This window comes from Nonomuraea sp. C10, assembly GCF_008017515.1.
Taxonomy (GTDB): domain Bacteria; phylum Actinomycetota; class Actinomycetes; order Streptosporangiales; family Streptosporangiaceae; genus Nonomuraea; species Nonomuraea ferruginea.
Map to the genome: position 1 here is coordinate 2,482,733 of NZ_VPFF01000003.1, position 20,155 is coordinate 2,502,887.

At 71.6% G+C, this 20,155-nt stretch carries 24 protein-coding genes; 14 read left to right on the forward strand and 10 right to left on the reverse strand.

The window, feature by feature from the left end:
* Positions 1-27 precede the first annotated feature (27 nt).
* Positions 28-918 (forward strand): aminoglycoside phosphotransferase family protein, encoded by an 891-nt coding sequence (locus tag FR742_RS43810; RefSeq protein ID WP_148037043.1) that lies wholly within the window; start codon positions 28-30, stop codon positions 916-918.
* A 4-nt stretch (positions 919-922) separates the two neighbouring features.
* On the opposite strand, the gene FR742_RS43815 is transcribed toward FR742_RS43810, so the two are convergent.
* Positions 923-1,567, reverse strand: coding sequence for a TetR/AcrR family transcriptional regulator (locus FR742_RS43815; RefSeq protein ID WP_148037044.1), 645 nt, complete (start codon positions 1,565-1,567; stop codon positions 923-925).
* A gap of 95 nt (positions 1,568-1,662) precedes the next feature.
* Between FR742_RS43815 and FR742_RS43820 the strand changes: the two genes are divergently transcribed.
* The 3 genes from FR742_RS43820 to FR742_RS43830 all read left to right on the forward strand — a co-directional run bounded on the left by FR742_RS43820 (position 1,663) and on the right by FR742_RS43830 (position 4,486).
* Positions 1,663-2,466, forward strand: coding sequence for an alpha/beta fold hydrolase (locus tag FR742_RS43820; protein ID WP_148037045.1), 804 nt, complete (start codon positions 1,663-1,665; stop codon positions 2,464-2,466).
* A gap of 88 nt (positions 2,467-2,554) precedes the next feature.
* The gene (locus FR742_RS43825; RefSeq protein ID WP_148037046.1) at positions 2,555-3,142 is read left to right on the forward strand and encodes a TetR/AcrR family transcriptional regulator; all 588 of its coding nucleotides are present in this window, start codon (positions 2,555-2,557) and stop codon (positions 3,140-3,142) included.
* An 87-nt stretch (positions 3,143-3,229) separates the two neighbouring features.
* Positions 3,230-4,486 (forward strand): MFS transporter, encoded by a 1,257-nt coding sequence (locus FR742_RS43830; protein ID WP_148037047.1) that lies wholly within the window; start codon positions 3,230-3,232, stop codon positions 4,484-4,486.
* Here the strand turns inward: FR742_RS43830 and FR742_RS43835 are convergent.
* A complete protein-coding gene (locus FR742_RS43835; protein ID WP_148037048.1) occupies positions 4,428-4,865 on the reverse strand; it encodes a thioesterase family protein in 438 nt (145 codons plus the stop codon). The genes FR742_RS43830 and FR742_RS43835 overlap by 59 nt on opposite strands.
* The gene (locus FR742_RS43840; protein ID WP_148037049.1) at positions 4,866-5,498 is read right to left on the reverse strand and encodes a TetR/AcrR family transcriptional regulator; all 633 of its coding nucleotides are present in this window, start codon (positions 5,496-5,498) and stop codon (positions 4,866-4,868) included. It abuts the gene before it with no gap.
* Between the two features lie 118 nt (positions 5,499-5,616).
* On the opposite strand from FR742_RS43840, the gene FR742_RS43845 reads away from it, so the two are divergent.
* Entirely contained in the window at positions 5,617-5,802 is a 186-nt protein-coding gene (locus FR742_RS43845) for a hypothetical protein (RefSeq protein ID WP_148037050.1), read from the forward strand.
* 29 nt (positions 5,803-5,831) lie between these two features.
* Here the strand turns inward: FR742_RS43845 and FR742_RS43850 are convergent, their stop codons facing one another.
* The 5 genes from FR742_RS43850 to FR742_RS43870 all read right to left on the reverse strand — a co-directional run bounded on the left by FR742_RS43850 (position 5,832) and on the right by FR742_RS43870 (position 10,218).
* Positions 5,832-6,566, reverse strand: a complete 735-nt coding sequence (locus tag FR742_RS43850; RefSeq protein ID WP_148037051.1) for a hypothetical protein — start codon at positions 6,564-6,566, stop codon at positions 5,832-5,834.
* A gap of 87 nt (positions 6,567-6,653) precedes the next feature.
* Positions 6,654-7,487 (reverse strand): LLM class flavin-dependent oxidoreductase, encoded by an 834-nt coding sequence (locus FR742_RS43855; protein WP_261809087.1) that lies wholly within the window; start codon positions 7,485-7,487, stop codon positions 6,654-6,656.
* Positions 7,484-8,344 (reverse strand): GNAT family N-acetyltransferase, encoded by an 861-nt coding sequence (locus FR742_RS43860; RefSeq protein ID WP_148037052.1) that lies wholly within the window; start codon positions 8,342-8,344, stop codon positions 7,484-7,486. Before FR742_RS43860 ends, FR742_RS43855 begins: the two co-directional genes overlap by 4 nt.
* A gap of 50 nt (positions 8,345-8,394) precedes the next feature.
* Entirely contained in the window at positions 8,395-8,742 is a 348-nt protein-coding gene (locus tag FR742_RS43865; RefSeq protein ID WP_148037053.1) for an STAS domain-containing protein, read from the reverse strand.
* 33 nt (positions 8,743-8,775) lie between these two features.
* Positions 8,776-10,218: an LCP family protein gene (locus tag FR742_RS43870; RefSeq protein ID WP_148037054.1), complete on the reverse strand. Its 1,443-nt coding sequence runs from the start codon at positions 10,216-10,218 to the stop codon at positions 8,776-8,778.
* 81 nt (positions 10,219-10,299) lie between these two features.
* Here FR742_RS43870 and FR742_RS43875 point away from each other — a divergent pair, with 81 nt between their 5' ends.
* Entirely contained in the window at positions 10,300-11,316 is a 1,017-nt protein-coding gene (locus FR742_RS43875) for a glycosyltransferase family 2 protein (protein ID WP_148037055.1), read from the forward strand.
* Positions 11,317-11,391: 75 nt separating this feature from the next.
* On the opposite strand, the gene FR742_RS43880 is transcribed toward FR742_RS43875, so the two are convergent.
* Complete coding sequence (locus tag FR742_RS43880; RefSeq protein ID WP_148037056.1) at positions 11,392-12,639, reverse strand: bifunctional cytidylyltransferase/SDR family oxidoreductase; 1,248 nt, start codon at positions 12,637-12,639, stop codon at positions 11,392-11,394.
* 95 nt (positions 12,640-12,734) lie between these two features.
* Here FR742_RS43880 and FR742_RS43885 point away from each other — a divergent pair, with 95 nt between their 5' ends.
* The 8 genes from FR742_RS43885 to FR742_RS43920 all read left to right on the forward strand — a co-directional run bounded on the left by FR742_RS43885 (position 12,735) and on the right by FR742_RS43920 (position 19,442).
* Positions 12,735-14,177 (forward strand): CDP-alcohol phosphatidyltransferase family protein, encoded by a 1,443-nt coding sequence (locus FR742_RS43885; RefSeq protein ID WP_148037057.1) that lies wholly within the window; start codon positions 12,735-12,737, stop codon positions 14,175-14,177.
* Complete coding sequence (locus tag FR742_RS43890; protein WP_148037058.1) at positions 14,174-14,797, forward strand: DUF5941 domain-containing protein; 624 nt, start codon at positions 14,174-14,176, stop codon at positions 14,795-14,797. The genes FR742_RS43885 and FR742_RS43890 overlap by 4 nt, the downstream gene beginning before the upstream one ends.
* A 77-nt stretch (positions 14,798-14,874) precedes the next feature.
* The gene (locus FR742_RS43895) at positions 14,875-15,609 is read left to right on the forward strand and encodes a sugar phosphate nucleotidyltransferase (protein ID WP_148037059.1); all 735 of its coding nucleotides are present in this window, start codon (positions 14,875-14,877) and stop codon (positions 15,607-15,609) included.
* A gap of 9 nt (positions 15,610-15,618) precedes the next feature.
* Positions 15,619-16,677: an iron-containing alcohol dehydrogenase family protein gene (locus FR742_RS43900; protein ID WP_148037060.1), complete on the forward strand. Its 1,059-nt coding sequence runs from the start codon at positions 15,619-15,621 to the stop codon at positions 16,675-16,677.
* Complete coding sequence (locus tag FR742_RS43905) at positions 16,655-17,422, forward strand: CDP-alcohol phosphatidyltransferase family protein (protein WP_148037061.1); 768 nt, start codon at positions 16,655-16,657, stop codon at positions 17,420-17,422. Before FR742_RS43900 ends, FR742_RS43905 begins: the two co-directional genes overlap by 23 nt.
* A 188-nt stretch (positions 17,423-17,610) precedes the next feature.
* The gene (locus tag FR742_RS43910) at positions 17,611-18,495 is read left to right on the forward strand and encodes a glycosyltransferase (protein ID WP_187281637.1); all 885 of its coding nucleotides are present in this window, start codon (positions 17,611-17,613) and stop codon (positions 18,493-18,495) included.
* 97 nt (positions 18,496-18,592) lie between these two features.
* Positions 18,593-18,973 carry a DUF4260 family protein gene (locus FR742_RS43915; protein ID WP_148037062.1) on the forward strand — a complete coding sequence of 127 codons (381 nt, stop codon included), beginning with the start codon at positions 18,593-18,595 and terminating at the stop codon, positions 18,971-18,973.
* A complete protein-coding gene (locus FR742_RS43920) occupies positions 18,945-19,442 on the forward strand; it encodes a TetR/AcrR family transcriptional regulator (protein ID WP_261809088.1) in 498 nt (165 codons plus the stop codon). The genes FR742_RS43915 and FR742_RS43920 overlap by 29 nt, the downstream gene beginning before the upstream one ends.
* Here the strand turns inward: FR742_RS43920 and FR742_RS43925 are convergent.
* Positions 19,439-20,155: an acetoacetate decarboxylase family protein gene (locus FR742_RS43925; RefSeq protein WP_148037064.1), complete on the reverse strand. Its 717-nt coding sequence runs from the start codon at positions 20,153-20,155 to the stop codon at positions 19,439-19,441. The genes FR742_RS43920 and FR742_RS43925 overlap by 4 nt on opposite strands.

Sequence of the window (20,155 nt, forward strand, 5' to 3'; positions counted from 1 at the left end):
GGCATCGGCGTGGGGAGGCTTCCTCGGATGAGGATGCACGCCGGCCAGCTGACGGTGACGCCCGCGATGGTGCGTGCGTTGATCGAGGCGCAGTTCCCCCAGTGGCGGGGCCTGGACGTCAGGAGCGTCGCCTCCGAGGGGACGGTCAACGCCGTCTTCCGCGTCGGCGACCGGCTGGCCGCCCGGTTCCCGCTGGAGCCCGGGGACGTCGGCCGGACGCGGCGATGGCTGCGGGCGGAAGCGGAGGCGGCCCGGGAGCTGGCGGGCCGGACGCGGTTCCGTACGCCCGAGCCCGTCGCGCTGGGTGAGCCGGGGGCGGGCTATCCGCTGCCGTGGGCGGTGCAGACGTGGCTGCCCGGTGTCGTGGCCACGGACGAGGACCCGGGGGAGTCGGCGGCGTTCGCGCGCGACCTGGCGGAGCTCATCGAGGGCCTGCGTGCCGTCGGCACGCGGGGCCGCACGTTCGCGGGCGGAGGCCGGGGAGGCGACCTGAAGTCCCACGACGCGTGGATGGAGACCTGCTTCAGGAACAGCGAGGGGCTGCTCGACGTCCCCAGGCTGCGGCGGCTGTGGGACTCCATGAGGAGCCTGCCGCGCGAGGCCGACGACGTGATGACCCACGGCGATCTGATCCCCGGCAACGTGCTCGTGGCGGACGGGCGGCTGGCGGGGATCCTGGACGTCGGCGGGTTCGGGCCGGCCGACCCCGCGCTGGATCTCGTGAGCGCGTGGCACCTGCTCGATCCGGGCCCTCGGCGGGTGCTCCGCGACGAGCTCGGCTGCGACGACCTCGAATGGGAGCGGGGCCGGGCGTGGGCGTTCCAGCAGGCGATGGGCGCGGTCTGGTACTACGCGGAGAGCAACCGGGCCATGAGCCGGATGGGCCGCCGCACCCTGGACCGCATCCTGGGCGGCTGAACTGTCAGCCGTAGGCCGCGAGGAACACCTCCACCGCCTGGCCGGCGATGCTCTCCAGCTCCTCGGCCGCGGGACCGGCGGGGGTGCCGGCGAACATCACCTGGTTCATCGGCTTGTACATGACCAGCCCGGCGAACTGGTAGGCGGCCAGCGTCGGGTCAGGCAGGTTGCGCAGCAGCCCGCGGCCCTCCAGGCGGCGCAGCGTCTCGCCCAGCATCACCAGCGACTGGTGGAAACCGTGCTCGAACCACGCCCCGGAGATGTCGGGGAACCGGTCGGCCTCGGCGATGACCAGGCGGCGCAGCCGCAGGACGTCCGGCTGGGTGAGGTTGGCGAGGAGGGCGCGGGCGAGGTCGTGCAGGGCCTGGCGCGCGTCGGTGGCCCGGTCGAGGTCGGCCGCGACCTGCCTGAAGCCGTCCATGAGCTGGGCTGTGGTGCCGAGGATGATCTCGGTGAAGAGGTGCTTCTTGTCCGCGAACTGCTTGTAGACGGTCTGCTTGGACACCGCGGCCTTGGCGGCCACCTCGTCCATGCTCGCTCCGAGGTAGCCGTTCTGCAGGAACACCTCGGTGGCCGCGTCCAGGATCGCGCGCCGCTTCCTGGCCGTGCGACCGGTCTCGGGCCCGGCGCCGCTCTGCTGTGGGTCCACAACACCTCCTTAGGGCTAGGCAGGGATAGTACTGGACAGTTCCGTACGGAAGCCAGTACTGTACCGTCCAGTTCCGAAAATGAAGGAGAGTAACCATGGGCACGGTCCGCTCGAAGGACGGCACCATCATCGCTTTCGACGCCGTGGGCGAGGGTCAGCCGCTGGTCATGGTCGACGGCGCCACCTCCCACCGCGCCGTCAACCCGCTGGGCGCCGAGGTTGGGGAGCTGCTGCGCGACGGGTTCCGCACCTACGCCTACGACCGGCGCGGGCGCGGCCAGAGCACCGACATCGCCCCGTACGCGACGGAGCGCGAGATCGAGGACCTCGCGGCGATCATCGCCGACGCCGGAGGGCCCGCCATCGTCTGCGGGTTCTCCTCAGGCGCGGCCCTGGCCCTCGACGCCGCGGTGGCCGGGCTGCCGATCAGCCGGCTGGTGGTGTGGGAGCCGCCGTTCATCATCGACGACACCCGCCCGCCCCTGCCGCCGGACTATGTCGAGCGGCTCGACGAGGCGATCGCCCAGGGCCGTCCCGGCGACGCGGCGGCGCTGTTCTTCACCGCGGCGGTCGGCATGCCCGCCGAGGTCGTCGACGGTTTCCGGCAGAGCCCGTTCTGGGCGGCCGTCGAGGAGGTCGCGCACACGATCGCCTACGACGGCCGGTTCGTGGCGTCCGCGATGGCGGGCAATCCGCTGGACGAGGACCGCTGGGCCGCGGTCGACGTCCCCGTCCTGGCCATGCACGGCGACGGCACCGATCCGTCGCTGATGGTCGGCGCCCGCGCCGTCGCCGAGCTGCTGCCGACCGCCACGCTGCAGGTCGTCAAGGGGGAGCAGCACGGCGTGGCCGCCGACGTGCTCGCCCCGGTGCTCAGGCGGTTCGCCGAGACCGGCTGACGAGCACGGGCCTCCCGCCCGGAGGCCGGCGGCATCCTCCGGGCAGAGTATTGCATCGACCGGTGTAAAACGTGGTAGCGTCCATCGCATGGCTCGACCCCGGACATTCGACGAGGATCAGGTCCTGGCCATCGCGCTGGACCTTTTCAGGACGTACGGCTACGAAGCCACCTCCACCCGCCATCTGTGCGACGCTGTCGGGCTGGATCGCAGCAGCCTCTACAACGCGTTCACCAGCAAGCACGAGCTGTTCAGGCGTGCGCTGACTCGCTATGTCGAGACCACCACCGGAAACCAGCTGCGCATCCTGGAGGACGAGGAACGGCCGGTCATCGAACGGATCCGCGCGTTGCTGGCGGTGATCGTCGAGTCCGAGTCCTCGCCGGGCGGTCACGGTCGTGGCTGTCTGACGGTCAACACCACGGTGGAGCTCGCGGGTCGCGATCCGGAGATCGCCCTGATCCTGGAACGCGACCTGGTCCGGCGGCTCGACTCGCTGCGGTCTGCCATCGCGGCGGGGCTGGCCGCCGGCGACCTCACCTCCACGCGTGACCCGGAAGACCTCGCTCGCTTCGTCAACGCCGTGATCGCGGGCATCCGGGTCACCGCGCGCGGCGGAGGCGACCGTGTCGTCCTGGAGTCGATCGCGGCCACGGCACTCGACGCGCTGGCCTGAGTCTCTCGCCGGAAGTCGGGCGGGGTTTCCGCCTGCCCGCATTCTACACCGACCGATGCAAAATTCGTGCTGAAGGAGTGACCGACCTTGCCCCGTGTCATATATCTGCTGGCTCTCGGCATCTTCGCGATGGTGACCAGCGAGTTCGCCGTCGCCGGGCTCATGCCGCAGATGGCGGACGGACTGGACGCGACCATTCCCCAGATCGGTTACCTCATCACCGCCTTCGCCGTCGCCATGACCGTCGGCGGTCCGTTTCTCACCGTCGCCATGGTGCGGCTGCGCCCGAAGACGGCGCTCGCGGGGCTGTTCGCGATCTTCCTGGCGGGAAACGTGCTGGCCGCCGCCGCCCCCACATACCCGATCATGTTGGTGGCGCGCGTGATCACCGGCGTGGCCTCCCAGGCGTTCTTCGGAGTGGCCGTCTCCATGGCGGCGCAGCTGACGGCTCCGGGGATGCGTGGACGGGCCATCGCGGTCGTCATGAACGGGCTGATGGTCGGCACGCTGCTGGGGCTTCCGCTGTCGACGCTGATCGGGGAGCATCTGGGCTGGCGTGCCGCGTTCTGGGCGATCGGCGTGCTGACCGTGGTGATCGCGGGTGCCACGCAGCTCGGTGTGCCGCGTCTGGAACGGGTCGCCGATGACGGCGGGAACCTCCGTGAGGAGCTGACCGCACTCAAGAACCGTGATCTGTGGCTGGCCCTGTCGACCAGCACACTCATCATCGGCGCGACCTTCTCCGCCTTCAGTTACCTGAACCCGATCTTCACCCAGGTCACCGGAGTCAGCGGGACCACGGTCCCCCTGCTGCTCGTCGCCTACGGCGCGGCCACGGTGATCGGCAACACGGTCGTCGGCCGCCTGGCGGACCGCTACACGATCAGCGTCCAGGTGTGGGGTCTGGCCCTGAACATGGCCTTCCTGGTCGGCTTCGCCCTGCTGGCCCACGCCACGTTCCCGGCGGTGATGTTCATGCTGGGCATCGGCCTGGTGGGTGTGACCATGAATCCCGCGATGGCCACCAGAGTCCAGCGAGCGGCGAATGCCCGTCCGCTGGTCAACACGGTCCACGCGTCGTTCATCACGCTGGGGGTCATCATCGGCTCCTCGGCGGGCGGCCTCGCCATCGATGCCTACGGCCTGCGCGCCCCTCTCTGGCTCGGCGCGGCCCTGGCCGCGATCGGCCTGCTGACGCTCATCCCCGCGGTGCGCCGCAGGGAGCGGTGCGCGGGGCGAGCCGGCGAAGGGCTCGCGCAGGTGCCTCAGGAAGCCGATGAGCCGCTCAGCCCGCCGCCACCGGCAGGAACAGGGGCCCGGCGGCGGCGCGGCTCTCGTCGCTGATGGGCGTGGGGCGGAACGTGACCGGGTCGAGGTTGACGTTGGCGCGGTAGCCCTCGGCGTGGGTGATCTCATGATCGGGGGACAGCACGAGGAAGCCGTACACCACGCTGCTGCGCCCCATGCGCTCGATCCAGAGACGCACCGCCAGCTCGCCCGCCCCCATGACGGGCGCCTCATAGGAGATCTTGAACTCGCGCACGGCGAACGACACGTCCTTGAACGCCGACGTGGCGGGGTCGGGCGACCAGCCGAGCCTGGTCCAGTAGGCGCCGATCGCCCGCTCCACCAGCAGGGCGTAGCGCGAGTTGTGCAACAGGCCCATGACGTCGAGGTCGTCGAAGTGGACGTGGACGGACTCGTAGTGTCCTTCGTCGGTCATTCAATCCTCCGGTAGCAGTGCGGGGTCGGGGCAGAGGGCGCGCAGCCTCTGCAGGACGGCGCGGCGGGCGTGCTCGACGGCCCGGTGGTCGTCGAGCAGGCGGGTGTGGGTGACGGCCAGCTCGCCGAGGGCCTCGATCTCGTACGCGAGCTGCCCGGGATCGACGTCGGGCCGGAGCTCGCCCAGCGAGATCGCTTCGGCGACGAGCCGCCGGATGAACGCCAGCCAGTCGCGCAGCGCCTGGGAGACGCGTTGACGCACCTCTCCCGGCCGGTCGTCGAACTCGGTCTGCGCCGCCAGGAAGAAGCACCCGCCGGGCAGCACCCGGTCGGCGTAGAAGCGCAGCCGCAGCTCGTGCAGCGCGAACAGCCTCCGGACGCCCGCCGGCGCGCGCAGCGCGGGAGAGATGATCTGCTCGGTCCACTGGCGGGCCGCCCAGTCGACGGCGTCGAGCTGGAGCTGCTCCTTGTCGCGCCAGTGGGCGAAGAAGCCCGACTTGCTGATGCCGAGCGTGGTGGCCAGCCGGCCGAGCGAGAGCCCGTCGAGGCCCTCCACGGAGGCCAGGCTCACGGCCTGATCGAGGATCGCCTCCCGGCTCCGCTGGCCGCGCAGCCGGCGGCCGTCGTGTGTCATGCCGTCAGACTATATGAACGACCGGTCGTTTACCTAATCAGGTCTTCCTCCTGTTAAACCGGGCTGATGGTGGATAAGGAGGAAACGACGGTAAAGACACTGATCAAGGGAGATGCGCATGCTGCGTCGGAGGAGTCACAGGTCGATGCTCGCGGCCGCCGCGATGGTGGCCGTGCTCGGGTTGACCGGCGCCTGCGGAGGCGGTGGCGACGACGGCGACGACGACCCGGATGTCGTCAACACTAACCAGCAGAACGACGACCAGGACGACGGCCAGGACGACAACGACCAGGACGGCGACTGACCCCCGGAGCCGGGAGCACGGCCGCCGGGTCAACCAACCCCCTTGATCCGGATATTTCCGGATTCGCTTCTGGCGACGATCGTCCGATCGCTCCTGGCGCTCTTCAGCTCGGAGCGTTCGGACCCCTCGGCGGACTCGGCGGTGATCGCGTACTTCTCGCGCGGCACCGCCACCGTCACCCCGCCCTCCCGCGACCGGGCGTCCAGCTTGACGGGCGCGACGGCGAAGGCCAGCGCGATCGAGCCGCTCACCGTCCGGGCCCGCACGTCGGCCGACTTGAGGCCCGAGCCCTTGATCGGCTCCTCGCCGCCCAGGAGGCGCAGCCTGCCCGACGTCCCCTCGGCCGTGATGGGACCGCGGGTCGAGACGTCCGCGTCCTGGTCGAGGTTCTTCAGGATGACGCCGTCGTCGGAGCCGTCGACCACGAGCCTCGTCCCCGGCGGCACCCGTACGTGGTAGCGGGCGCCGCAGGTGCCGAACACCATGGTGCAGTCGGCGCTCAGCCGGAGCACGCCCCCTCGGAACGACCAGGAGGCGTTGCCGCCCCTGGCCGCCTTCCCCTCCAGCCACCGGTCGACCCGGACCTCGCCGGCCGTGCCCGGCAGGAACCGCAGGCCGCCCACGGAGGACTTGACGACCAGCGTCGCCCCTGAATGGGCGAACGCCCGTGCGGAGTGCGTCTCGGTGTCGTCGAAGGTCGCGCCGCAACCGGCGAGCCCGGCCATCCCGGCGATCACCGCTGCCACTGTCAAGGTCCGCTTCATGCTTCCGATCGTGGCCGGGGCGCCGGTGGGCGCGGATCAGCCTTCCGGCCGATCGCCGTCCGCCTTTCGGCCAGATCCCGGTACGGGTCAGAGCGCGGCGAGAAGGGCCTCCACGTGGGGGACCGGGTCGGCGGCCACCGGGCGGACCAGCACCGTGCCGGCGCCCGCCGACCACAGGGCCCTGACATGCGCCGCGGCCTCCTCGGCGGTGCCGACGGCGCTCGCCACCTCCTCCGGCGCCACGCCCAGGAACTCGGCCTGGCCCTCGGCCACATGGCCGGGGAAGCCCGGCCCGACGTGCAGGTAGGTGAAGGCGGCCAGCTCGTGGTCACCGGCGGGGGAGATCTGGCCGAGCGCCTGCCTGACCTGGTCGGGACCGAGGCCCTCGGGCAGGATCGTGCCCTGCGCCACCCGCCCGGACAGGGCCAGCGAGCGGGGACCCTTGACGCCCGCCAGCACCGGCGGGACCTCGCGAGGCGGGTGCACCAGCGACAGCCCGTCCAGCTGGACCGACCGGCCAGCCATGGTGACCGTCTCGCCCCTCAGCAGCGCCCGTACGGAGGTGATCGTCTCCTCCAGGAGGGCCAGCGGCGACGGCGGCGCGGCCCCCGCCTGGGCCATCCACGCCGGCACCCCGTGGCCGATCCCGGCGGCCAGCCTGCCGGGGTGCAGCCGGGCCAGGTTGGCCAGCTCCATGGCCAGCAGCATCGGGTTGCGCAGCGGCGCCGGGGCGATGCCGATGCCGACGCGCAGCCGGGAGGTGACGGCCAGGGCGGTGGCGGCGGAGGAGACGCCGCCGGTCCAGCCCAGGTCCTCGACCACCCACAGGTCGTCCACCCGGTCCAGGGCGTCGAGCGCCCGCGCCACCGGCACGAGCCGCTCCGGCGGCAGATCCCGGTCGAAGATCACACCAAGTCTCACGAGGACATCCCATCACGGAGCCGCCAGTAGTAGCGGTGCAGGCGGCCGGCCTCGGAGTATCCGGCCCGCAGGAACGCCGCCGCGGTCGGGGCGTTGGCCACGTCGGTGGCGGCCACGACGCGCTGGACCCCGGCCTCGGCGAGCGTGCGGGTGCCGTGGGCCAGCAGGTCGTCGACGTAGCCGTGGCCGCGGTGCTCCGGCACCACCCCGATGTAGGCGATCGAGTGGTCGTCGGGCGCGACCAGGCCGACCGGCTCGCCGTCCAGACAGCCGATCACGAACCAGCCGGGCTTGCCCTTGCGGTTCATCAGGTCGTCGTACATCCAGCGCGCCTCGTGCTCGGCCCCCACCGTCGCCAGCTCCACCCGGGTGTCGTGGTCGAGCGACCCGTACGAGATGCGCACCAGCAGGTCGAGCACCTCGGCCGGGTCGAGCTCCCTGGCCGGGCGGTAGGTCAGCCGGCCGGGGTCGGCGGGCAGGTCGCCGCCTGGCCGCCATTCGAGCAGCAGCCGCTCGACCTCCAGCGCGAACCCGGCGCTGGTCAGCGACTCGTGCTCGACCGCACGGTCGATGAGCGGCGACAGGCCGGACGGCAGCGAGATGTCATGGATGACCTTCTGGACGCCGGCGGACGCGAGGGCACGGCGCAGCAGGCGCGAGGCGGCGGCCGGGTCGGGGCCGGCCGTGAACTGCCAGACGATCATCGGCTCCGCGCCGGCGAAGGGTGCCCAGAACGCCAGCCGGACGGGCCCGTCAGCGAAACACCACTCCGGCCGGGTCCTGCCCTCGTCGTGGGCGGCCACGAGCTGGGACCGCGCGGGCTCGGGGAACTCCTCGAACAACGCCAATGCCTCCACAGGAGAACCGCAGGGACGACGATGACATCGTCTCGCATCCCGTGGCGGGGCTACGCCGCGGCGGCGAGCGCCGCCTGGGCGTCCGTGAGCGAGGGGCTCGTCTCGAAGTGGCGGTCGAGGTTGGTGATCGTCAGCAGGTTGCTGATCATGCCCTCCTGGAGGACCAGGATCAGCCTGCCGCCGGTGCGCCGCGCGTGGTTGTGCGTCGAGACCAGCACGCCCAGCCCCACCGAGTCGCAGAACGGCACCTCGCTCAGATCCATCACGAGCATGAGCGGGCCGGGGGAGGACAGGACCGGCTCCAGCTCGGCGCGGAGCCGGGGAGCGCCCGCCACGTCGAGCTCCCCCGAGACGCGCAGGACCGTGCAGAGTTCCTCCTGCCAAGACCTGACAATCATGGGGAAAGGGTGCCCTCTTGGCTGATTGTTAACCTATTTCTTGCAGATGTTCTGTGTTGCCGTTTCCGCAGATGGGGAAGCGCTCGGCCGCGCCGACGGCGTCGTGGAGGCCTTGGGCTTGGCCACCTTCGGCTGGTCGGCGCCGATGACGACCTCGATCTCCTTGACGTCCGCCTGCCGCAGGTCGGACCCGGGGATGGCGGCGGCGACCGTGCGGGCGGCGGCCTCCTGGCCGGGGCCGTAGCGCACCACGGTCTTCTTGTGGTCCTTGCGCGCGGTGTTGCCGGCGTCCTCGGGCACCCGGAAGCCGTAGGCGACCAGCGCGGTGCGCGTCCGGGCGCCGAGCCCGGTGATCAGCGTGCCGTTGAGCACCTTGACCGAGATCTCCTGCGGCGGGACGGACGCCGGCCCGGCCGAGGCCTTGGCCGAGGGGCTCGCCTTGGGGGTGGGCTTGATCAGGTCCTGGTCGGCCTCGATGGCCCGGAACAGCTCACGCGCCTTCTGCTTGTCCCACAGCACCGCCGACTCGCCCGTGGAGGTGCGGAAGTCGACGTCTTCCAGCGGCACGTCGGCGAACTGCACGTTGTCGAGCTTGACGTCCCGCAGCTGGGTGGCCAGCCCGAGCAGCCCGTCGTCGGGGTCGACCTTGATCGTGCCGAGCGTGGTGTTGACGAACGAGGCCAGCTTGGCCGGGTTGGCCAGCGTGTCGGCGCTCAGCGCCCGGTTCAGCAGGGCCGAGATCACCTGCTGCTGCCGGTCGATCCGGTCGAGGTCGGAGCGGGCGGTGGCGCGGGTGCGGGCGTAACCCAGCGCCTGCGCGCCCTGCAGCTCGTGGGTGCCGGCGGCGAGGTTGAGACCGGTCTTCGGGTCGTTGATCGGCACGGGCGTGCAGACGGTGACGCCGCCGAGCGAGTCGACCACGTCGATGAAGCCCAGCACGTTGACCTCGATGTACCGGTTGATCTTGAGGCCGGTGGCCTGCTGCACGGCCTGCACGGTGAGCTTCGGGCCGCCGAACTGGTAGGCCGAGTTGATCTTGTGATCGCCCTTGCCGGGGATCGTCGTCCAGGTGTCGCGCGGCAGGCTCACCACGGTGATCCGGCTGTGGTCCTCCGACAGGTGGATCACCATCATGGTGTCGGTGCGCTGGCCCGACTCGCGGCCGAGCTTGAGCTCGTTCTGCTTCTTGCGGGTGAGGTCGTCGCGCTTGTCGACGCCCACCAGCAGGATGTTCTCCGCCCCGCGCGGCGCGGTCTCCTCGACCCCCGCGTCGACCGTGCCGATCTGGCGCGGCGTCGCCCACACCACGCCGGTGCCGATCAGGACGCCCGTGGACAGCAGGCCCGCGAGGACCGCGTTGCGCCGCCGCACCCTGGCGCTCCTGCGCGGCCTGCGCCGCCCGCCGGCGAGCTTGACGCCGCCGTAGGCGTCGCCGCCCACGATCACCCCGGCGTCCTCCTCGCCTGGGTCGCGCATGACCGTCCCCCTCCGTGCCGCCGGAGGATTGCGCTCTCGATTGCCGTCCTCCCGTGGTCGTACAGTAGCGTGAGCCCCGCCATGAAGCAGTTCCCCGACTCGCCGCACGCGCCAGCGGAGACGCGTGGCTGGCCCCCCATCTCCGTCGTCATGCCGGTCCTCAACGAGGAACGCCATCTCCGCGAAGCCGTCGACCAGGTGCTCGCCCAGCACTACCCGGGTGAGATCGAGGTCGTCCTCGCCGTCGGTCCGTCACACGACCGCACGCAAGAGGTCGCCGACGCCATCGCCGCCGCCGACCGCCGGGTGACCGTCGTGCCCAACCCCACGGGCCGCACACCCAACGCGCTCAACGCCGCCATCGCCGCCTCCCGCAACGGCATCATCGCCAGGGTCGACGGCCACGCCATGCTCCCGCCCGACTACCTGCGGGTGGCGGTCGAGACCCTGTACGAGACAGGAGCCGACAACGTCGGCGGCGTGATGGCGGCCGAGGGCGTCAGCCCGTTCGAGCAGGCCGTCGCGTGCGCGATGACCTCCAAGATCGGCGTGGGCGCGGCGGCCTTCCACGTCGGCGGCACGGCCGGGCCCGCCGACACGGTCTACCTCGGCGTGTTCAGGCGCTCCGCGCTGGCCCGGGTGGGCGGCTACGACGAGCACTTCCAGCGCGCCCAGGACTGGGAGATGAACCACCGCATCCGCCAGACCGGCGGCCTGGTGTGGTTCCAGCCGCGGATGCGGGTCTCCTACCGGCCGCGGCCCAACGTCAAGGCGCTCGCCAAGCAGTACTTCCACTACGGCAGATGGCGCCGGGTGGTGGCGCGCACCCACGAGGGCACGATCAACCTGCGCTACCTCGCGCCACCGGCCGCCGTGCTGGCCATCCTGCTCGGGCTGGTGGTCGCGCCGTTCTTCCCCCTGGGGTTGGTCGTCCCGGGCGGATACGCCGCGGCCATCGTGGCGGGTTCGGCGCTGACCGGAAGCGGGCTGCCGTGGTCGGCCAGGCTGCGGCTGCCGGTGGTGTACGCGACCATGCACATGTCATGGGGCTGGGGCTTCCTCACCAGCCCTCGAAAACTGGCCCGCCCACCCCGCTGACGCCAGACCCGCGCAGTCCGGCCCGCCCACCCCGCTGACGCCACGCACCGTTCCGTACGGTGCGTGAGCGTGGGATCAGCCGTCCATGACCTGTCCGGTCAGGCCGGAGGCGAGCGCGTCCAGGCAGGTCCGCGCCGTCCGGTGGGGGTCGGTCGTGAGGACCGCGTTGACGCGGATGTCGTCGGCTGCCCACTCGGCGGCCAGGGCTCGGGCCAGCTCGGCGGTCGCCGCACGGGCCGGGGCGGCGACGCTGCCGTCGCCGCCGTCTGCCTGGAGGACGAGCGTGCCGCCGGTCTCGCGCAGGAGCGGGTACGCGGCCCTGGCGACGTTCGCCGCCCCGAGGCAGGCCAGGGCCAGGGCTTCCGCGTCGGCCGCCGCGAGCGAACCGGGGCGCGGGCCCGCGAGGTGGATGACGTGGTGCACCGGGCCCGCCTCGGCCAGGGCCTTGGCCGCCTGCTCCTCCGTACGGGCCAGATCCGCGGGGAAGCACCGCACCACCGCGCCGTATCCGGACGCCAGGGCGGCGAGGTCGGCGCCGTCGCCGAACACCGCGACCGTGCGGCCGGAGAGGACCCGCCGGTAGTCGGGCGGGGCGGGCGCGGGCGTGCCGGCGGCGGCCAGGCGCAGCAGCTGGTCGGCGATGGACAGGTCGATCGGGTGGGTGACCTTCATGTTGCGCTCGCTGCCCGGCACCAGGTAGATCGGCACCTCCGGCAGGTAACGCAGCACCACGCCGCAGTCGTCGGTCGCCTGCCGGGTGGCGAAGCCGGGATCGGCCATCGCCCGCCGGTACGCCTCGCGGATCACCGACAGCCGGAACGCCTGCGGCGTCTGCGCCCGCCGCAGCCGCGACCGGTCCAGCACCTCGCGCACGATGTCGTCCTCGGCCACCAGCACCGTGTCGGAGCTGGGGATCGCCACCTCGACGGCTTCGTACGTCTCCAGGGCGCGGACACAGTCGGTGATGATCCGGGGCTCCAGCAAGGGCCGCACGGCGTCGTGCAGGAGCACGTTGCACTCCCGCTCGCCCACCGCCTGAAGGGCCCGCCAGGTGCTCTCGGTCCGGCTCGCCCCGCCCTCGACGATCGCGGTCACCTTGCCGAAACCGCACCGCCGCACCAGCTCGCGCACCGGCTCCACGAACCCCGGCGTCATCAGCACGACCACCTCGTCGACGTCGGGAGAGGCGTCGAACAGCTCGATCGTGTGCTCCAGGATCGTCCGCCCGGCCAGCTTGATGAGCTGCTTCGGCTCACTGTGGCCGACACGCCGGCCTGTGCCGCCCGCGAGCACCACGCCGATGGAGGGCAGCCGAGAAATCATAGTTCGAGGGTAACGGTACTGGTCCGTGCTATCGCGTGGCCCGATCGCTACGCTGTGTGCCACGCGCTCCCTCATCAAACGGGAGGACCCGCGCCTTGACCGACTCGCTCACCGAAAGCGGCACGATCGTGCTGCTCGCCACGACACAGGCGGCCCGGCTCGGCTGCCGCGAGGGCACGCTCACCGACCGGCTCGCGGACCAGCTCGCGACCCTGCCCGCCCGCGAGGTCCAGGTGCTGACGTCGGCCGGCGGGCTCGCCGCCGACCTGCGCGTGGTGGCCAAGCTGGCGCGCGTGGCGTCGGGGCCGGTCGCCCTGCTGCCCGGCGACCTGGTGGCCCACACGGAGGCGCTGGCCGTACTGCTGGAGCACCCGGCGCGCGACACGCGGGCGCTGGTCGACGGCGAGGCCGCGGCGGGGCCGACCCGGCCGCCGCTCCGCGTCGAGGGCGGGCGGATCACCGCGGCGGGCAGCTCGTTCCACACCGTGCCGGAGGCCAACGCCGCGTTCGCCGGCGGGCTGCAGGCCGGCGAGGCCGACCTGGGCGTGCTCGCCGAGGTCGCGGAGGAGCTGGCGGAGCTGGCGGAGTCGGGCAGGCTCGGCCCCGTCACCCCTGTCGAGACCGTCGACCTGTTGCTGGTCGGGCTGGTCAGATCGGGGGTGCCGGTGCGCACGGCGGCGCTCGGGCCGCTCCACTGCGTGCGGCCCACCGGCCAGGCCTCCGCCGACACCGCGATCGAGCGGCTCGCGGAGGTGGACGAGGACCAGGTCCGCCTCGACGGCGCGGTGAAGTCCGACGACGGCTTCTTCACTTCGTACCTCGTCTCGCCCTTGACCCGCCACCTGATCAGGCCCGCGCACGCGCTCAAGCTCACCCCGAACGCCGTCACCGGCGTCTCGGTCGCCGTGGCCGTGCTGGCGGCGGTCTGGTTCTCCGAGGGCGGCAGGGTCGCGCTGGTGGCCGGGGCCCTGCTCTTCTACCTGTCGTTCGCGCTCGACTGCCTCGACGGCCAGCTCGCGCGCTACACGCGCGGGTACACGCCGCTCGGCGCGTGGGCCGACGGGATGGCCGACCGGTTCAAGGAGTACGCGGTCTACGTGGGGCTGGCCTACGGCTACGCGGCCACGCACGCCTACGGCGGCGGCAACCCCGACGGCATCTGGTTCCTCGCCGTCGCCGCCATGATGCTGCAGGCCGTCCGCCACTCGCTCCAGTTCGCGTACGCCGGGTCCGTGTGGGACGCCGGCCAGACCGGCGCGCTGCCTGCCAGGCCGTCGCGCTCGCTGCTGGAGCCGTCCGACGCCGGGCGCCGACGCCCTCGGCAGGGTCTGCTCAGGATCGCCCAGCGGGTGCGTCACGGCTCCGCGGTCCACTGGCTGCGCAGGATGGTCGTGCTGCCCATCGGGGAGCGTACGGCGCTGATCGCGGTCACGGCCGCGGTGTCCGACGCCCGGGTCACGTTCGTGGCGCTGCTCGGCTGGGGTGCGGTGGCCGCCGCCTACCAGCTCGTCGGCCGGATGATGAGGTCTGCTGAATGAGCTCTGTCCACATGGTGCCGGTGCCCCGGGGCAAGGTCGTGGCCTACCGCGACGACGGGCCGCTCTCGCGCGGCATGGGCATGCTCGTGGCCGGGCAGCTCCCGCCGCTGCCGCCGCTCGTCGCCGCCGCCTTCGTCATCGGGATCCTGCTGCTGATGGGGGTGGCGGGGGCCGGCGGGCTGGCGGTGTTCGCGCCGCTCGTCACGCTGCTGCTGGCCGGGCCGGGCAGCTCCCATCCGCACGACGGCCGGCTCGACTGGATGGCGCCGCCGATCCTGCGCGGGATCGAGTACGCCTTCATCGCCGCCTGCGGCTTCGCCCACGGGGTGCCCCCGGTGCTGATCTTCCTGCTGCTCGGGGCGGCCGCCTTCCACCATTACGACCTGGTCTACCGGCTGCGCCAGCAGGTCTACCCGCCGCCCTGGCTGGCCGCGCTCGGCCTCGGCTGGGAGGGGCGGATGCTGGTGCTCGGCCTGTTCGCCCTCGTGGGCTGGGTGACCGGCGGGTTCTTGCTGCTGGCGGTGTATCTGTGGGGCGCTTTCGGGTGGGAGAGCCTCACGTGCTGGCTCGCCGCGCCCAGGACCGGGGTGCGCACGGCGGACACGGGAACGCAAGACTAACGGCGGATTACCCTCACGAGGCCGAAAGCCAACTAACCTTTGGGCCTACGTAGTCATGCTCGACTGAGGAGTGCACGTTGCTGGGAATGGTGCTGGCCGCTGGAGCCGGACGACGCCTGCGGCCGTACACCGACACGCTGCCTAAGGCGCTCGTGCCGGTCGACGGCGAGACCACGATCATGGACATCTCGCTGCGCAACCTGGCCGCCGTGGGCCTGCGCGAGGTCGTGGTCATCGTCGGTTACGCGGCGCAGGCCGTACACGAGCGCAAGCGCGAGCTTGAGGAGCGTCACGGCGTCGAGCTCACCCTCGTGCACAACGACAAGGCCGAGGAGTGGAACAACGCCTACTCCCTGTGGTGCGCGCGTGACTACTTCGGCCGCGGCGCGCTGCTGGTCAACGGCGACACCGTGCACCCCGTCTCGGTCGAGAAGACGCTGCTCGCCGCGCCCGAGACCAGCGACATCCTGCTCGCCGTCGACGACGTGAAGAAGCTGGCCGACGAGGAGATGAAGGTCACGCTCTCCGAGGAGGGGGCGCTGCGCCGCATCACCAAGCTGATGGACCCGTCCGACGCGTACGGCGAGTACATCGGCGCCACGCTCATCCGGCCGGGCGCCGCCGAGCGGCTGGCCGACGCGCTCAAGGCCACCTTCGAGCGCGACCCGCAGCTCTACTACGAAGACGGCTACCAGGAGATGGTCGAGCGAGGCGAGGCCATCCACGTCGCCCCCATCGGCGAGGTCGACTGGGTCGAAGTGGACAACCACGACGACCTGGCCAAGGCCCGCACCATCGCCGTCCACTACTGAGGGGGCCGGATGCCGCTTCTTGCGAGGATGCTGCCCGCGCCGATCCAGATGGAGGTCAGGCGCGGTGCGGTCGCGGAGCTCGGCGCGCTGCTCGCCGACAGCAGGGTCGCCACCTCCGGCCGGGTCGCGGTGGCCGTGGGCCCCGGCCAGGGCGACCACATAGAGAGCCTGATCGCGCCGACGCTGGACGAGGCCCAGGTGTTCCGCGTCTCCGACGGGAGCGTGGAAGCCGCCGTCTCGCTCGGCGCCGACCTGCGGAAGGGCGCCTACGAGGTGGTGGTGGGCGTGGGCGGCGGCAAGACCATCGACACGACCAAGTACGCCGCCTCGCTGGCCGGCATCCCCATGGTCGCGGTGGCCACCAACCTGTCCCACGACGGCATCTGCTCGCCGACGGCCTCCCTGCTGTACGAGGGCGGCAAGGGCACGTTCGGTGTGCCGATGCCGCTGGCCGTCCTGGTCGACCTCGACTTCGTGCACAAGGCCCCGCAGTCGCTGGTCCGTTCAGGCGTCGGCGACGTGCTCGCCAACCTGTCGGCGTGCGAGGACTGGCAGCTCAGCAACGTCGAGCGTGGCGAGCCGATAGACGGGCTGGCCTGTTCGATGGCGCGCACGGCCGCCGAGGCGCTGCTCGGCAGGGCCGACTCCGTCGAGTCCGACGCGTTCCTGACCGTTCTGGCCGAGTCGCTGATCCTGTCGGGCATGTCGATGGTGGTCGCCGGCTCATCGCGGCCCGCGAGCGGTGGCGACCATGAGATCATGCATGCCGTGGACCAGCTCTTCCCCGGCACCTCCAACCACGGCGAGCTCGCCGGGGTCGGCACCGCCTTCTGCTACTTCCTGAGGGAGGACGAGGCCCGGCTCAAGCAGGTGGTCGGCTGCCTGCGGCAGCACCAGCTGCCGGTGACCCCCGGCGACATCGGGCTGAGCAGCGAGCAGTTCACCGCCGCGGTCTCGCTCGCGCCCGCCACCCGTCCCGGCCGTTACACGATCCTGGAGCACCTGCGCCTGCAGGACTCCGAGATCCGCGATCGGGTGGAGGACTATGTCCGGGCCTTCGGTCGCTGAGCTGCGCGGGGTCGCCCAGCCCGCCGGTCACCTGGAGCGCCGCAACGGCGAGCACTGGGCGGGCGTGCTCTACATGCGCAGGCTGTCGATCTACGTCACCTGGTTGATGACCAGGACGAGCGTCACGCCCAACCAGCTCACCTGGGTGATGACGGTGGCGGGGGTCGCGGCCGGGGTGGTGATCGCGCTGCCGGGGTTGTGGGCGGCCGTGGCCGCCGCCCTGCTGATCCAGGTCTACCTGCTGCTCGACTGCTCCGACGGCGAGCTGGCCCGGTGGACCGGCAAGACCTCGCTGACCGGCGTCTACCTCGACCGGGTCGGCGCCTACTTCGCCGAGGCGGCGCTGCTGGCCGGGCTGGGCTGGCGGGCGTCGGCCGTGCTGCCCGACTGGTACACCGTGCTGGGCTTCGCGGCGGCGCTCGGCGCGATCCTCATCAAGGCGGAGTCCGACCTGGTGGAGGTGGCGCGGGCCAAGGGCGGCCTGCCCGCCGCGACCGAGTCCGCCGCCGTGCAGTTCCGCTCGGGGCTGCTGGGGCTGGGCAGGCGGGTCCTGGCGGCGACCGGGTTCCACCGGATCGTGCAGCCGATCGAGCTGTCGCTGCTCGCGCTCGCGACGGCGGTGATCGACGTGGTGCGGGGCGATCTGGCGGCCACCCGGGTGCTCGTCGTGGCCTGTGTGGTCGCGGCAGGGCTACAGGTTGTCCTGCATTTGGTCAGCATTCTCGCGTCGAGGCGGCTGGCGTGATGCGATTCTCGGAACCGGCAGGGCCTCTCGTCCGTCGTATTGATCGGACATCCCCGGTTCGGTGGGGGTTCACTACCGGTTCCGATACGCTTAGCTCCACCAATATCAGGAAATAAGCCACCCAGCAGACTCGGTGATCATGAAAGATTGCTCCGCCCGTGCTCTCAACGCGTCAGGACGATGATTCGTTGAAGATCTCGTGCGTCATCCTCACCATGGGAAACCGGGTCGCGGAGCTGGACCGGGCGGTCGAGTCCGCGCTCAACCAGATCGACGGTGACGTCGAGGTGGTGATCGTGGGCAACGGCGCAGACGTGCCCGAGCTGTCCGCGACGCCCCCCGCTGGCTCGTCGGCGATCGTGAAGACGATCCGGCTCGACCACAATACGGGCATACCCGCGGGCCGCAACCGCGGGGTCGAGGAGTGCTCCGGTGACGTGGTGCTGTTCCTCGACGACGACGGCTGGTACGCCAACCAGAAAGTGGCCGCGCACGTCCGCGACCGCTTCGCCACCGAGCCCGACCTGGCCGTCATCTCCTTCCGGGTGATGGACCCCGACGGCGGCATCGGCCAGCGACGTCACGTCCCGCGCCTGCGCGCCGGCGACCCGGAGCGCAGCTCACCGGTCACCACGTTCCTGGGCGGCGCCTCGGCCGTCCGGCGCTCGGCCTTCCTCCAGGTGGGCGGGCTGCCGGAGCGATTCTTCTACGCGCACGAGGAGACCGACCTGGCCTGGCGGCTGCTCGGCGAGGGCTACCGGATCGAGTACGACGCCGAGACCGTGATGTACCACCCCCAGGTGCCGCCGACCCGCCACGCCGAGTTCTACCGGCTGAACGCGCGCAACCGGGTGTGGCTGGCCAGACGCAACCTGCCGTGGCCGCTGGCGGCGCTCTACCTGCTCGACTGGGTGGTGCTGACCCTGATCAGGGAGCGCGGCTCCAAAGACTCGCTGAAGGCATGGTTCACCGGGTTCTTCGAGGGCCTGCGCACACCCGCGGGCGAGCGCCGCCCGATGGCCTGGAAGACGGCCTGGCGCATGGTGAAGCTCGGCCGCCCGCCCATCGTCTGAAAGCCCTCGCCGTCACGGCGAGGGCTTTTCCCTGCTTGACGGCTAACACTGTTAGCCTTAGCCTTGGCTAACAGTGTTAGCCGACGCGGGAGCAGTCATGAGAAGAGCGGCGTGGGGTGGTCTGGCGATTTTCTGCCTGGCCTTCATCGTCTTCGAGGTGGCGAAGCACGGGGGGATGTCCTGGGTCACAGCGGTGGTCTTCGCGATCCTGCCGGACCTGACGATGCTCATAGGGGCGGGAGAGGGCGGCGGCGGGCGGCTGTCACCGCGGGCGGTGCCGTTCTACAACGCGGCACACCGGGCGTGGGCGCCCCTCCTGCTGCTGGTTGGATACGTATTCTGGCCGATCGGCGGAGTGCCGACGTGGACCGCCGGGCTCGCCTGGCTGATGCACATCGCCGCCGATCGCGCGTTCGGTTACGGACTACGGGAGCGGGATGGGAGCCGGCGTGTCCGAGCGGTCACGGCAGATCGTTGAGGCGGCCCTGCGGCTCGTCGAGGAGGGCGGCGTGGAGGCGCTCACCATGCGGGCGCTGGCCGGGCGGCTGGGCATCCGGGCCCCTTCGCTCTACAAGCACTTCCCCGACAAGAGCGCCGTCGAGGCCGAGGTGATCGCGATCGCCATGCAGGACCTGGCGCGGGCCCTGGAAGCGTCGCAGGGCGGCCTGGGAGTGCTGGCGCGGGCCTACCGCGCCTACGCGCTGGCCCACCCCCATCTCTACCGGCTGATGAGCACCGGGCCGCTGCCGCGCGGACTTCTGCCCGCCGGACTGGAGGACCGGACAGCGCTGCCCCTGGTCAAGGCCGTCGACGGTGACCCGCTGCTGGCGCGGGCCGTGTGGGCCTTCGCGCACGGCATGGTGATGCTGGAGCTCGACGGCCGTTTCCCGCCAGGTGCCGACCTCGACGGCGCCTGGCGGGCAGGGCTGGCCGCGTTCGCCCGCTAGCGGACGAGTTCGGCCTCCTCCAGGGCCATGGTGGCATGCGCGACCGTGCCGGCCAGCAGAGGGCGCTTGGGCAGGCCCAGCTCGCTCAGTTCCTTGGCGATGGGGTGGTTGCCCAGCCGGATCAGCGCGCCGCCGGGGCGCACGCGCAGGCCGCGGGTCTGGACGGTCCACGGGATGCGGCGGGTGAGCCCGTCGCGGTGCGTGTAGGCGTCCAGGGCGATCACCGGGCCCGGGCCGGGCAGCGGAGCGCCGGGCTTGACCAGCATGTCGAGCACGAGCCTGCCGTCCCTGCTCAGGACACACCGTTTGTACGGGGAGCCGAGCCGCAGGTCGATGTCGGCCAGCTCCTTCGGCACGCCCCACAGCGAGCGCCCCGCCTCCAGAGTGAAGCCCTGGTCGACCGGCATCCAGTGGACGAACGCGGCCGCGTTCCGCAGGTCGGCGAGCCCCACCGAGCCCGTCGCCCCCGGCCGACGGATCAGGAACGCCATGCCGAACTCGTGGTAGGAGTCGAGATCGCCGTCGCGGTAGTCGGCGAACACCAGCACGCAGACGGCCTTGCCGGGCAGCACCTCGGCCACGTCCAGCCCCGAATACGCGAGCACGGCCCGTGCGGCGTCGGCCCGGACCAGGTAGAGAGCGCCGCACACCATGACGTCCCGTACCCGGACGGGCATGCTCACCGTCCGGCCCTGGATCAGATGCGATGCCAT